The organism is Marinospirillum sp. (assembly GCF_035271045.1).
GTDB lineage: Bacteria > Pseudomonadota > Gammaproteobacteria > Pseudomonadales > Halomonadaceae > Marinospirillum.
Genome location: NZ_DATESC010000024.1, coordinates 1 through 14,391, shown reverse-complemented (window position 1 = coordinate 14,391; position 14,391 = coordinate 1). Strand labels below are relative to the sequence as shown.

The 14,391-nt window shown below is 43.5% G+C and carries 9 protein-coding genes, 2 tRNA genes and 1 pseudogene; 6 read left to right on the top strand and 6 right to left on the bottom strand.

Annotation, left to right across the window (positions count from 1 at the left end; all coding sequences use genetic code 11):
* Window positions 1-122: 122 nt before the first annotated feature.
* The 3 genes from gltA (at window position 123) to VJY63_RS09360 (ending at window position 4,345) form a co-directional block, all read left to right on the top strand.
* Entirely contained in the window at window positions 123-1,403 is a 1,281-nt protein-coding gene (gene gltA / locus VJY63_RS09370) for a citrate synthase (RefSeq protein ID WP_324050229.1), read from the top strand.
* 75 nt (window positions 1,404-1,478) lie between these two features.
* Window positions 1,479-2,390: an NAD(P)-dependent oxidoreductase gene (locus VJY63_RS09365; RefSeq protein ID WP_324050228.1), complete on the top strand. Its 912-nt coding sequence runs from the start codon at window positions 1,479-1,481 to the stop codon at window positions 2,388-2,390.
* A gap of 113 nt (window positions 2,391-2,503) precedes the next feature.
* Complete coding sequence (locus tag VJY63_RS09360; protein WP_324050226.1) at window positions 2,504-4,345, top strand: HD domain-containing phosphohydrolase; 1,842 nt, start codon at window positions 2,504-2,506, stop codon at window positions 4,343-4,345.
* Between the two features lie 161 nt (window positions 4,346-4,506).
* Here VJY63_RS09360 and VJY63_RS09355 read toward each other — a convergent pair.
* From VJY63_RS09355 to gltX, 3 genes are all read right to left on the bottom strand, one after another.
* A tRNA-Glu gene (locus VJY63_RS09355) sits at window positions 4,507-4,582 on the bottom strand.
* Window positions 4,583-4,622: 40 nt separating this feature from the next.
* Window positions 4,623-4,698 (bottom strand) — tRNA-Ala (locus VJY63_RS09350).
* A gap of 65 nt (window positions 4,699-4,763) precedes the next feature.
* Window positions 4,764-6,281, bottom strand: coding sequence for a glutamate--tRNA ligase (gltX, locus tag VJY63_RS09345; RefSeq protein ID WP_324050224.1), 1,518 nt, complete (start codon window positions 6,279-6,281; stop codon window positions 4,764-4,766).
* Window positions 6,282-6,567: 286 nt separating this feature from the next.
* Here gltX and dusA point away from each other — a divergent pair, with 286 nt between their 5' ends.
* Together dusA and VJY63_RS09335 are read left to right on the top strand one after the other, a co-directional pair.
* Entirely contained in the window at window positions 6,568-7,566 is a 999-nt protein-coding gene (dusA, locus tag VJY63_RS09340; RefSeq protein ID WP_324050222.1) for a tRNA dihydrouridine(20/20a) synthase DusA, read from the top strand.
* 22 nt (window positions 7,567-7,588) lie between these two features.
* Window positions 7,589-9,970 carry a penicillin acylase family protein gene (locus VJY63_RS09335; protein WP_324050220.1) on the top strand — a complete coding sequence of 794 codons (2,382 nt, stop codon included), beginning with the start codon at window positions 7,589-7,591 and terminating at the stop codon, window positions 9,968-9,970.
* Between the two features lie 60 nt (window positions 9,971-10,030).
* Here VJY63_RS09335 and VJY63_RS09330 read toward each other — a convergent pair whose 3' ends face one another.
* On the bottom strand, window positions 10,031-11,104 hold the full coding sequence (locus VJY63_RS09330) for a nitronate monooxygenase (protein ID WP_324050219.1): 1,074 nt from the start codon (window positions 11,102-11,104) through the stop codon (window positions 10,031-10,033).
* A gap of 149 nt (window positions 11,105-11,253) precedes the next feature.
* Window positions 11,254-12,462, bottom strand: a complete 1,209-nt coding sequence (locus VJY63_RS09325) for a benzoate/H(+) symporter BenE family transporter (protein WP_324050217.1) — start codon at window positions 12,460-12,462, stop codon at window positions 11,254-11,256.
* Window positions 12,463-12,581: 119 nt separating this feature from the next.
* Here VJY63_RS09325 and VJY63_RS09320 point away from each other — a divergent pair, with 119 nt between their 5' ends.
* On the top strand, window positions 12,582-14,066 hold the full coding sequence (locus VJY63_RS09320) for a PLP-dependent aminotransferase family protein (protein WP_324050215.1): 1,485 nt from the start codon (window positions 12,582-12,584) through the stop codon (window positions 14,064-14,066).
* A 94-nt stretch (window positions 14,067-14,160) separates the two neighbouring features.
* Here the strand turns inward: VJY63_RS09320 and VJY63_RS09315 are convergent.
* Window positions 14,161-14,391, bottom strand: a pseudogene (locus VJY63_RS09315) (hypothetical protein); the annotation flags it as partial.

Genomic DNA, 14,391 nt, shown 5'->3' with positions numbered 1-14,391 from the left:
AGCAAGTCAAAGGTCAAATACTCTAGGTATTTAGCGTAATTGACAGGAGAATTTTCGCTTCTATAGTAGTGCCATCTTCATTTTCAAACTGCAAGCATGATTAAAACCAATAAGGAGGCCTTATGGCTGACAAGAAAGCAGTGCTAACTATTGATGGGCTTGAGCAAACGGTCGAACTCCCTATCCTATCAGGAACTGTAGGCCCAGACGTTATTGATGTGCGTAGCCTAGGCTCTACAGGCTTATTCACTTATGATCCAGGCTTTTTAGCTACCGCTTCCTGCGAATCAAAAATAACTTACATTGATGGCGGCAAGGGTATTTTACTGCACCGTGGTTATCCTATCGATCAATTGGCGGCTAAATCTGATTATTTAGAGCTTTGCTACTTATTGCTTAATGGTGAATTGCCAACAGCAGAGCAGCACGCAACCTTTAAAGTGACTATTAGCCGCCATACCATGGTACATGAGCAGCTCACTCAATTTTTCAAAGGCTTTCGTCGCGATGCTCACCCCATGGCGGTTATGTGTGGTGTTGTGGGTGCTTTATCAGCGTTTTATCACGATGCAATGGATATCAGTGATGCTTATCACCGTGAAGTGTCAGCCTACCGCTTAATTGCCAAAATGCCGACCATTGCCGCTATGTGTTACAAGTATTCCACCGGCCAGCCCTTTGTTTATCCAAACAATGCGCTTAACTACGCAGAAAACTTTTTACACATGATGTTTGCTACGCCTTGTGAAGAATACAAAATCAACCCTGTATTCGCTAAAGCAATGGATCGTATTTTTATGCTACACGCCGATCACGAGCAAAATGCGTCCACTTCAACGGTACGTTTAGCAGGTTCTACTGGCGCGAATCCTTTTGCTTGTATTGCTGCAGGTATTGCTGCGCTTTGGGGGCCTGCCCACGGTGGTGCTAACGAAGCCGTTCTAGCTATGCTGGATGAAATTGGTGATGTGTCACGCATTGATGAGTTTGTTGCACGTGCTAAAGACAAAGAAGACTCTTTCAAGCTTATGGGCTTTGGTCACCGTGTTTACCGTAACTTTGACCCTCGCGCCAAAGTTATGAAAGAAACCTGTGATGAGGTACTTGCTCAACTGGGTATGGCTAACGATCCGCAGCTAAAAATTGCTAAACGTTTAGAAGAAATTGCCCTGCAAGACGAATACTTTGTTGAACGTCAACTTTATCCCAACGTTGACTTCTATTCAGGTATTATCCTTAAAGCCATTGGCATTCCAACCAATATGTTTACCGTAATTTTTGCCATGAGTCGTACTATTGGCTGGATTTCGCATTGGAATGAAATGATTAGTAATGATTATAAAATAGGCCGTCCGCGTCAGCTTTACACTGGCGCACCACAACGTGACTTTCCTAACCGTTAAGTAATTTTGCTCTAATAAAGGCTGCTCATTAGCGGCCTTTTTTGTTGATTATAACGATTAGAACCGGAACAAATAATGAAAATACCTACAAAAATCACAAACAAAAATTTAGCTTTTATTGGTTTAGGTGTTATGGGTGCTCCTATGGCCAGCCATCTAGTTAAAGCCGGTCATCAGCTATGTGTATTTAACCGTACATTGACCAAAGCTACCCAGTGGGCTGCAAAACACCCTGGCCATAGTGCTGCAACAACACCAGCAAAGGCTGTGGCTAATGCTGAGGTGGTTTTTATTTGCGTAGGAAACGATGATAACCTAAAAGAAGTCATTACGGGTGAACAAGGCATTCTTAAAACCCTTAAACCGGGTAGTTTTATTGTTGACCACACTACGGCTTCTGCTGCTGTTGCCATTGAAATGGCCGAGCTTTGCTACCAACAAAAAATTAGCTTTTTAGATGCACCCGTTTCAGGAGGTGAACAGGGTGCGATTAATGGCCAACTAACCATTATGGTCGGTGGTGAGGAAGACGCATTCCAGCAAATTGAACCGCTGATCCAAGTATTCGCCAAAGCCGTTACCCACATGGGTGCAACAGGTGCTGGGCAAATGACTAAAATGGTTAATCAAATATGCATTGGCGGTCTATTACAAGCCTTAGCTGAAGGACTTAATTTTGCTGACAAAGCGGGGCTAGACCAACAAAAAGTTATGGATGTTATCAGCTTAGGTGCGGCTGGTTCTTGGCAAATGAATAACCGTCATAAAACGATGATTGCTAACGAATATGAACACGGTTTTGCGGTCGATTGGATGCGTAAAGATTTAGCGATCTGCTTAAATCAAGCGCGTAAAATTAATGCTCAACTTCCTGTTACCGCATTAGTTGATCAATTTTATGGTGAAGTGCAGCAATTAGATGGCGGTCGCTGGGATACCTCCAGTTTATTGCGCCGTCTACAAGCATTCAAACCTAACTTTGAGTAAACCCACTAGTTTATGCATATAATTAACTTCAATTGTTGATTTTTTATACATGAACAGGTATTAAGCTCTACTGGTTAACCAAAACCCAAGTATTTAGGATTTAATTTGTGGGCATGACTCAAAATGAAAAAGGCATAGCTTCAAAAAAACCTACGGGTGAAAATCAACCCGAAGGACAAATAATCAAGTCTAACGAAGGCATTTATCGCCTAATGCGTAGGCTAGAGAGTAAACATACACCTTTAAAATTACGGTTTGATTCTGTTGCTGACTATTACACCAGCATGGTTTTAGCCGTTAATTTTAAAGAAGGCTATATTTTACTTGATGAAGTGACCCCCAAATGGGGGGATGAGTTAATGGCAAAAGCCGTGCCCTTTAGTTTTGATAGCTACCATGACGGTTGTAAAATTAGCGCTGTAAAAATGCAAGCCGTAGGACGGGCATTAAAAGAAGGCAGTCCAGTTTACAAAATTCTTTTTCCTACTGAGCTTAATTTTCTACAACGCCGTAAATTTTATCGTGCTTCCATCCGTCACTCACTAACGATAAAAATACAATTGGGCTTTGAAATCCCGCCTGAAAAACGTGATGAATTTGATAATATCATTCCTCAAAATCCAATTTGGGCACATGAAGGTCGATTACACGATTTATCGGCTCAAGGTTGCCAAATAGAAATTGAAGGTGACTTGCGTGAAACGCTGCCCAAGAACACGGAGTACACTAGCTGCCATTTTGTTTTTCCTAATGGTTACTTAATTGATATTGGTTTAGCCATACGCCATATAGCCTACAACGAAAAACACAAAGTCAGTAGTTTAGGCTGCCAATTTATTAATATGGATCCTAAATTAGACCGCAAAATCTCTTTTATTGTTAATGAGTTGCAGCGTGATAATGCACGGGCTAGCTCAGGCGATAGCTCTACACCTACATCTGAACTTTTCCAAGAAATAGCGACTAAAGACAGTACTAAAGACGATAAAAACAAATCGGCTGAACAAAGTGGCGAAACAGCAGAAAACTTATCTGTGATAGCGGTTCATCAAAAAGCACTCAAAAATATCCAAGATATGGTTAACAGCCTGCGTGAGAAAAAACCCTTACCAATTAAAGCAATGCGGGAAACTGCTGACCTTCTTTTAACCACTTTAGAAAAGAACAGACAGGCACTCATTCTTGCTACTCGAATTCGTACCGCAGCCAATTACCTTTATGAACACTCAGTTAGCGTTGCGGTGCTTCTAGCTGACCAAATTATGTTTAATAAAGACAACCCTAAGTCACGCGACAAAGATTACTTGCGTAATGTAATTTTTGCAGGACTTTGCCATGATTTAGGTAAAGGATTAATACCTGAACGCATTGTTAATAAAAAAGGTGAGTTAAGCGAACAAGAAGCTAAAATGATGCACAAACACTCACTACTGACGCGTGAAATTCTTTCACGGCAGCAAGGTATGCCTGAAATAGCTTTAACCATTGCGACACAAAACTGTGAACGCTTAGACGGATCAGGGCACCCCGAAAGCCTAAAAGCCATATCTATCAGCCCGATAGGTAGATTAACAGCTGTTATTGATGTCTTTGATGCCATGACTAACTCACGCAGCTACCGTGCTGGTCTACCTTATGCTCTGGCCTATAAGCGACTAATGGCAATGCGTGAACAACTTGATTTAACTTCTATCCAGCAACTGATAAAGCGTCAAGGGCTGTTCCCATTGGGTTCTTTAGTCGCATTTGAAGATGGTAATTTAGGTTTTGTAAAGGAACATGACAAAAATAATAGCCCTTCTGTCGTGTGTGTTGTTTTTAATAAGCTAAGTAATAAGCCTATTAAACCAACGGATCTTAGATTAGAGCTACTACCACCTGAAAAGAAAAAACTCTTACCAGAAGACCCAGCCAAGTACAAACTACTTAACCATGTCTTGCTTGAAGCAATTTAAAGTTACCCAAAGCCTACTAAACCTAAGTAGGCTATTAATTAACTTAAAGCTCACTAAAAAATCACAAAAAAACTCAGGACTAAGCCTGATTATTTTTTAATAGATAAGATTAGCGTTTAAAACTTAGGCATTAATTAGCATTGATACTGAAAACAAATAAGTGGCGTCCCATAGGGGGTTCGAACCCCTGTTACCGCCGTGAAAGGGCGGTGTCCTAGACCACTAGACGAATGGGACATTAGTACTTTTTAAGCTATCTTTAAAACATTCTAAATATTGGTGGAGATATGCGGGATCGAACCGCAGACCTCTTGCATGCCATGCAAGCGCTCTCCCATCTGAGCTATACCCCCACGATGTCCTGAAGACGGTGCGTATAATAGGCTGCACCCTACGCACCGTCAAGCTTTATTTCTAGCTAATTCAATTCCCCAGAAACTTTGGCTGTTTTAAACGTTTGGTGGGCTTTTTCTAGCTTCTTAGTAAGCTTTTTAGAAGCACCACCACCAGAGACTAGATCTAACGCAAAACGCAAACGCGCACGGCTCATATCTGACCCTAGAATAACCATCGCATCTAAAACAGACGTTGAAGTAGTGCTACCACTAATCGCCATAAACACCGGCTGCAAATAAATCTTCATTTTCAAATCAGCATGATCGGCTAAGGCTTTAATCGTCGCAAAAATAGCATCTTTATTCCAAGGGCTAAGGTTATCCATTTCCCAAACCAATAACTGTAACAACTCAACCAAGTTTGTTTCTTCAAAACCTAAGCTTAAATAATCTTCTTTGGTTACTTTAGGCATACCGCTAAAGAAGAAGCTTGCCAAGGGTGCTACATCAGACAGCACTTCAATGCGCGGACGTAACTGTGGAATAATCTGCTTTAAATAATCGCTGTTAAAAGCCCACTTTATTAACTCGGCAATTAACTGTTCATCATTAAAATCTTCACGCAGGTATAAACCATTCAGCCAGCTTAGTTTTTCAACATCAAATACTGGCCCACCCAAAGAAACACGCCCAATATCAAAGTTAGCAATCATTTCTTCTAGGCTGAATTTTTCTTGCTCGTTAGGCATAGACCAACCCATGCGGCCTAAATAGTTAAGCATAGCAGCTGGAAAATAACCCATACGCTGATAGAAGTTAATTGAAGTCGGGTTTTTACGCTTAGACAACTTAGATTTATCGGGGTTACGCAACAAAGGCAAGTGGCACAACACTGGCATTTCCCAACCAAAATACTCGTATAATAGCTTATGCTTAGGTGCTGAATTCAACCATTCTTCACCGCGCATAACGTGAGTAATCTGCATCAAATGGTCATCAACCACATTCGCTAAATGATACGTTGGCATACCATCAGACTTTAAAAGAATCTGGGCATCAACCATGCTCCAATCTAGCGCGACCTTGCCACGTAGCAAATCATCAATTACACAAGCGCCATCATGCTCAGGCACTAGCATACGCACAACATAAGGTGCATTAGCAGCTTCACGCTGTTTTACTTCTTCAATGGGCAAATACAGATCAGAAGGTTTTAACGCTGTAGAATGACCCGCTAATTGACGATCACGACGCAGTTCATCTAACTCTTCGCTGGTGCGGTAGCATTTAAAAGCTTTGCCTTTATCCAATAGCTCTTGTGCATATTGACCATAAATATCACCCCGCTCACTTTGGCGGTAAGGGCCAAATTCACCGCCTACGTCTGGGCCTTCGTCCCAATCCAAACCTAACCAACGCAACGATTCAAAAATTTGCTGTTCCGATTCAGCGGTAGAACGTTGTTGGTCAGTATCTTCAATACGCAGAATAAATTTACCCTGATGCTGACGGGCAAAGCACAAGTTAAATAAAGCGATATAAGCGGTACCAACGTGGGGGTCACCGGTGGGTGATGGAGCAATACGAGTGCGTACAGTCATGCGTGTTCATCCTGCTGACAAAGAAAATAAAAATAAAACCCAGATAACAAGTATAAGAGATTCCTGCGCTGAGTGCATTGCCGACAATTTATGTGACATTACACCACCTTCACAACAACGGTTTTTTATATAGAATATCGCCACTCAAATTTGTATGAAGTTAGCTGTTATCACCTAAGATACACACTTGCGATGCCTAGGCGACCTTACTCCCCTGTAAGAGTCGCCATTTTATCTTGCTAAGGTTACACTTCACCCACTTTAACTCGCTAGTGATCTTAATCTTATGCCTTTGCCGCTTTGGGGTGACCAACCCTACCCCCGTTTTTCTTTAGCTCCCATGCTGGATGTTACCGACCGTCATTTTCGGTATTTTTTACGCCTGCTAAGTAACAAAACCTTGATGTACACAGAAATGATTACCACCGGCGCACTTTTGCACGGTAAAGACCCACACAGGTTTTTAGATTTTTCTACCGAAGAACACCCCATTGCACTGCAACTGGGTGGCAGTAACCCTGAAGACCTAGCGCGTTGTGCGGCTTTGGCAACCAAATGGGGTTATAACGAAATCAATCTTAACGTTGGCTGCCCCAGCGATAGGGTGCAAAACAACCTGATTGGTGCTTGTTTAATGGCACGCCCCAACTTGGTTAGCGACTGCATTCAAGCCATGCAGTCTGCTACACCGTTACCCGTTACCATTAAATGCCGTATCGGTGTGGATGACCAAGACGAAGACACAGATTTAGAAAACTTTATTCAGCACCAAAAAAGTGCAGGCTGTGAAATTTTTATTCTGCATGCCAGAAAAGCTTGGTTAAAAGGTTTATCACCCAAGCAAAACCGTGAAGTACCACCCCTTAACTACGCCCGTGTAGAACGCTTAAAAGCCCAACACCCCGATTTAGTCATTGCCATAAATGGCGGCATTAATACCTTAGAAGAATGCAAAACCCACTTAGAAAAAGTCGATTCCGTGATGCTAGGTCGAGCCATTTGGAATAACCCTTGGCTGGTTGCCCAAGTCGATCAACAGTTCTATGGTGCGAAAGATAACGGTCTAACCCAACACCAAGCCATTCGTAATTATTTGCCTTATGTTGAAGAGCGTTTAAGCCAAGGCGACCGACTGAACCCCATGATTCGTCCACTGCTGGGTGTTTTTCAAGGTGTAGTCGGCGCAAGGCTGTTTAGACGCACTTTAAGCGAAGGCGCACACCTAGCCGGTGCTGGCGTAGAGTTAATTGAACACGCCTTAGCACAAGTGCCAGAAAATAATTAGCAATAAACAAGGAATAAACCCCATGAAGCGTTTTTTTAGTTTTGCTCTGCTGCTAATTGCCATAGCTTTAGGTGGCTATTGGTTTATCCAGCAAAAGCTACCCCAGCGTAGTGGTGAAATAAAACTAGAGCAGCTAAGCGAAGCGGTCAGTGTTCATTACGATGAACGCGGTGTTCCGCATATTCAGGCAGCAACCGAGCTAGATGCTTACCGTGCACTGGGTTATGTGCATGCCCAAGACCGTTTATTTCAAATGGAAATGGTACGTCGCTTAGCCCAAGGCCAGCTTTCTGAAGTACTAGGCGAAAAAACCGTTAAAATCGACCGCCTATTTCGTACCCTGCGCCTTCACCAACACGCCAAAAGCTATTTAAAAACGCTAGACCCTAACAGCCCAGCCATGCAAAGCTTAAATGCTTATTTAGATGGCATTAACCAGTACCAAGCTACTCGCGCTAAACCCCTAGAATTCGATTTATTAGGCATTTCTCCTCGCCCTTTTACAGCCGAAGATACCATCAGCGTGGCAGGTTATTTAGCTTACAGTTTTGCCGCCGCTTTTCGTACCGAGCCAGTGCTCACTTATATTCGTGATGAATTAGGCGAAGATTATTTACGCATTTTTGATTTAAGCACGCCTAGCCAAGGCGATGCCACCTACCCTGAACCTTCTTCCACTAACGCCACTAGCACCCTAAGTAGCAGCAAATTAACAGCAAACGATTGGCAGGGTTTAAATGCTTTAGCCGAAGTTAGCCAAGCAGCGCTGTTTGAACACAGCCTGCCCCAGTTTGAAGGCAGTAACGCTTGGGTCATGGCGGGTAGTAAAACCCAAAGCGGTAAACCCCTGTTAGCTGGCGACCCACATATCGGCTTTTCTGTACCGGCTGTTTGGTATGAAGCGCATCTACAAACACCTAGCTTTGAATTGTATGGGCATTTTCAAGCCCTCAACCCTTTTGCACTGCTAGGCCATAACCAAGCATTTGGCTGGTCGCTGACTATGTTTCAAAATGATGATTTAGACCTAATCGCCCTGCCACCTAACTGGGATAATTTAACCCGTCATACCGAGCTAATCGCCATAAAAGGCCAAGCAGCTGAAGAGCTAACCCTTTATAGCTCAGACTTTGGCCCCATCATTAACGCTGCGTTAGGTGAAAAAACCCCTGACACGCCCATTGCACTCTGGTGGGCTTTCTTAGAAACCAAAAACCCCATTTTAGACGCTTTTTACGACTTCAACCGTGCTAACACGCTGAATAAAGCCCGTGCAGCTGCCAGTAAGATTCATGCCCCTGGGTTAAATATGGTTTGGGCTAATGCTGAAGGCGACATTGCTTGGTGGGCAGCAGGTAAGATGCCGATTCGTGATGCCAGCACTCAGCCTGCTTTTATACTCGACAGCCAAACTGACCAAGCTAAAAAATACGGCTTCTACCCTTTTAGCGATAACCCGCAAGAAGAAAATCCCGAACGAGGTTATATAGTTTCTGCAAATTACCTGCCGGCTTCACCTAATCAAGTACCACTGCCTGGCTACTACAACCTTGCCGACCGTGGCGAGCAACTAATCAAAGAACTTAGTCAGCCCAACATAAAATGGAACACCCAAAATAGCCAAGCCGTACAGCTAGGTGAGCAAAGCGGCTACGCACCACGCCTGCTTAAACCCTTATTAGGCGATTTATACGCCAGCGCCAGCAGTAAAGAAGAAACGCTACTGATTAACCAGTTAGCAAAATGGCAAGGCAGCTTCCCAACTAACAGCTATTTACCAACGGTATTTACGGAATTTACCTACCAGCTATTAACAGCCACTTTTTTAGATGAATTAGGTGAAGCAACCTTTAATAACCTGCTCAATACGCGGATTATTGACAGCGCTCTACCCTTATTAGTCGCCAACCCCACTTCACCGTGGTGGAATAACCAGCAAACCGGCACCAACCAAACCCGTCAAATAGTAGTCGGCCAAGCTTGGCAAGCAACTTTAAAGCACCTAAATAAAGTACTAGGCCCTAAGCTAGACGATTGGCAATGGGGTAAAGCGCACACACTTACGCACAATCACCCTTTAGGCGCACAAAAACCCTTAGATAAACTATTTAATGTGGGGAACTTTGCTGCACCCGGCGGTCATGAGTTACCTAATAATTTATCAAGCGGTTACAGTAGCGCACCTTGGGCAGTGGAATACGGCCCATCAACCCGCCGGTTAATTGATTTTGCTGCACCCGAACAAGCCTTAGGCATTAACCCAGTAGGGCAAAGCGGCGTGAAGTTTGATAAACACTATTCAGACCAAGCCAAGGCTTATAGTGAAGGGCGCTACTACCCACAGCACTTAGCTGAAAAAGATATCGAGCAGAATACCCAAAGCAGGCTAACGCTAGTGCCCTAGTGCCCTAGTGCTTTAAATTAGAAATAAGCCACGGATTGACACAGATAAACACGGATAAAGTCAAAACCCTGCTAACTGCTTAGTTAATTCACCGGCCGAAATTTCTTTGCAGCCGGATGGGTTTTGCCCTGCCCAAAGGGGTGAAAAATCAGCTGAGTTATTCTTTTCAGCAGCAGAACGCAACTTACCCATTTCAATGGAAGCATAAGGGAAATCCGGTGCTGTTTCGCTTATATAACCCAACTCTTTAATGGCGCGGTTAACGATACCTCTAGCTGGCCTACCCGTAAATATATTGGTGAGTGCCGTGTGTGCAGCTTGAATGCTTTTTAAAGCAGCACGGTGCAGCTGACTGGTGTTAGCCTCATTACACAACAAATAAGCAGTACCCACTTGTACTGCTGTCGCACCCAGCAATAAAGCAGCCTGTACACCCTTAGCATCAGCAATGCCACCCGCAGCTATTACTGGTACTTTTACTTGGCTGACAATTTGCGGCACTAAAGCAGCCAAACCAACTTGCGTGGTTATATCAGCCGATAAAAACATCCCTCGATGCCCACCGGCTTCTAAACCTTGCGCAATAATGGCATCAACACCCTGAGCTTCTAACCACACAGCTTCTTTAAGCGTTGTAGCCGTAGATAAAACTTTAGTACCCCAGCCTTTTATGCGTGCCATTAACTCATTACTGGGCAAGCCAAAATGAAAGCTAATAATTTCTGGTTTATAAGCTTCAAGTAAATCTGCCGTAGCATGATTAAAAGGCGTTCGGCTGGTACCAGCAGGCAAGCTATCCGCCTCTATGCCCAGCTCATCAAAGTAAGGTTTTAGCCTTGCTTGCCAAGCCGCTTGCTTCTTTTCATCAAGCGCAGGCATTGCGTGGCAGAAAAAATTCAAATTAACCGGCTGGCTTGTGGCCACTTTTATAAGCTTAATTTCAGAATCCAACTGCTCAGGGCTTAACATCGCGCAGGGCAAAGAACCTAAACCGCCCGCCTCACTTACTGCTATAGCCAAAGCACTGCCCTGAACCCCTGCCATAGGGGCTTGAATAATAGGCAAGTCTGTACCTAAAAGCTGCTTAAAGTCTTTGCCGCATCCATCTGTAATGGAAAGTTCTGTATATTTCATGGCAATACCTTAATGTATTAAAGTTCAGCGTTACACTCAAAGTTAGCAGCTAACTACTATCAAAATACTAACCACTGCTGATAATCATCAATACTTACCGCTTCAACTGAAATAATCAAAGGTTTTTTCACTGTATGCTCCTACATATTTTAAATAGTACTTTTATATAATTTATCCAATACGCGGCCATTAAGTACTGCATAAGCGATTAATCCAATTAATAAGCCCCAAAAAGCACCACCGATACCCAATAAATGGATATTAGAAGCCGAAGCAAGAAAAGTGATTAATGCGGCTTCACGCGTTTTGTCGTCTGATAAGGCATTTGTCAGACTTCCACCTATCGTTCCAAGCAGCGCCAAGCCCGCTAGTGTTGTAATAAATGCACTTGGCAACGCCATGAACACAGACGCTAAAGCGACACCAAATAAACCCACTAAAATATAGAACACACCTGCTGCGATACCAGCAACCCACCGTTTAGATGGCTCTTCATGGGCTTCTTTACCGGTACAGATAGCCGCCGTAATAGCTGCAATATTAAAAGCGTGCGAACCAAAAGGTGCCATAAGAAATGAACCCAAACCTGTCAATGCCACAATGGGATTTGCACTGGTGGTAAAGCCATCATTACGAAGTACTAACATTCCAGGCATATACTGACCTGTTAAAGTAATTAAAAACAATGGCAACGCGACACTTAATAAGGCGTGCCATGAAAATTCAGGCGAAGTGAACACAGGAGTGGCTAACTGTAGCTCAACCCCTGAAAAATCAACCCGACCTTGAAGAAGTAAAAGTATTAAACCCAGAACTAAAATACCCGCCACGGCATAACGTGCAGTCACACGTTTCAAGAGTAAGTAAACCACAATTAAGCTCGTTGCTAAGACAGGCTCAAGTGTCATGTTAGAGAAAGCAGTGATACCAAATTGTAATAAAATCCCTGCTAATAACCCCGATGCAATACTCGCAGGAATTAACTTAATAACTTTTTCAAAATAGCCCGAAAGCCCTAGCACAAAAAAAGCCAAAGCAGAAATTAGATAAGCTCCAACTGCTTGCTCATAAGGCGTTGAAGCTAAAGCGACAACCAAGAACGCAGCTGCTGGTGTTGACCAAGCCGTGATAATCGGCTCACGATAGCGCCAACTTAATATAATTCCTGTAATACCAACGCCAATTGAAACAGCCCATACCCATGAAGCCGTTAATTCTGGACTTAAACCAGCAACACTGGCTGCTTGAAAAACTAAAATAAAAGTTCCACCATAATTCACTAACACGGAAACTAACCCCGCAATCACCGGGTTCCAATACTCTGTTAATTTATTTTTTTGCACGACTGATGTACTCATAACCCACCTTGTTAATGACCTTTTCCATTAAATCGCATAAATTCTACGAAGAAGAGTTGTTTTATACGTCGTCTTTGGCATGATGTAACCATCCATTTTTAAGATAGCAGGCATACCATTTGTTTAAGCATTCTCAGCTTGAGTCCGTTAAAGCAGCACTGATACAACCCAACGATATAAAGTACCCACTGTACTTACGCATTCAGCGAGCATTACGTCAGTTAATACTTGATGGCGCATTACCAGCGAATCATCCCTTACCAGCTTCGCGTGCGTTAGCGTTATCACTGAATGTTTCACGCGATACTATTGAAAATGCCTACAGTTTATTGCATGCCGAAGGCTTTATTGAGCGCCAAGTTGGCAGCGGTAGCTTTGTAGCAGAGGTGCCGTTACTCCATAAGCCCAAGCGTAAAAAAACCGCTCGGCCTGTCGTGCAAACAAGTATTCAGTTAAGCCAGCGAGGGCAGAAAATATTTAACAATGAAGGTGTAAGAGAAGCTTTAACACCACAGCCTTTTGCGCCAGGGATACCCGAAACACGCCTGTTTCCACTGTCACTTTGGACGCGCTTAGAGCGACAAGTTATTCGAGATTATCAATTCAAGGCCTTACAACATAGTGATCCTCAAGGTACTAAAGAACTGCGCCGTGCCATTACGCACTATGTAAATTTAGAGCGAGGCGCGCATGCCACACCTGAACGTATTTTGATTTTAACCAGCTCACAACAAGCCATTGCCTTATGTGCACAGGTTTTATTAGATGAGGGCGATAATATTTTTACTGAGAATCCACTGTATCAAGGCGCACGTAAAGCCTTTAATGCAGCGGGGCTAACTTCAATTCCTATACCCGTCGATCAGCAAGGTATGCGTGTTGATTTATTAAAACAGCATCCTTCATCCGCAAAAGTTCTTTCTTTAACGCCCTCACATCAATACCCCACGGGCGCAACATTATCACTTGAGCGCCGCTTAGAACTCATCGAATGGGCGGAACAAAATCAAGCATGGATTATTGAAGATGATTACGACAGTGAGTTTCATTACGCTGGAAAACCAACCGCCTGCGTACAAGGTTTAGACGCTTACCAGCGTACTATTTACATTGGTACTTTCACCAAGTCCTTATTTCCTAGCGTGCGTATTGGCTATATGATTTTACCCTCGCAGCTCGTCGCTCCAATGACCACAGCGCGAACGTTGCAAGACGGACATACCGCAACAATTTCCCAGCTTACCCTTGCACGCTTTATCGAGAATGGTCATTTTGGCGCTTACATTCGGCAGATGCGGCAAGTTTATGCCAAACGCTTAACCACACTTGAGCAACTTGTGCGCACACACTTAAAAGATTTTATCGAGCCTCTACCGCCCTTAGGCGGTATGCAAATGCCTTGTGTATTAAAAAATGAAACTCTTGAGGACGTGATTATCGAGCAAGCTAAACAACAGGGTATTACCCTAATCAGCTTGTCTAGCCTGTACATCACCACACCAAAACAAGCAGGGTTCTTGCTTGGATTTGCAGCTTATACCGAACGAGAAATGGAACTTGCTATACAGGTAATAAGAAAAATATTTATAGATTGTATGGATTAGTTTAAAGCTGGAACTACGGTCTGCACAGTTGCGTAGAGCATATTCAGCAAACAACCAGTTTTTGCGGCCAATGGCAAAGGGGTGTATCGCATTTTCAGCCAAGGTGTTTTAATTGGTTGGCTTGTTGCAGCTTGCTAATGGCTCGGCCTATGGTGCGAAGGTCTTTACCTATCACATCGGTCGCTTGATTAGCCCCTGCAGCACCTAAATAGCCCCAGCCTGCATAAACACCCGCACCTTGCCCAGTAAACGCACTTAATGCCAAGGTTGTGCCAGCTAGCTGAAACTTACTGCCAAGTGATACCGCAGCAGCAAATTTTGATTC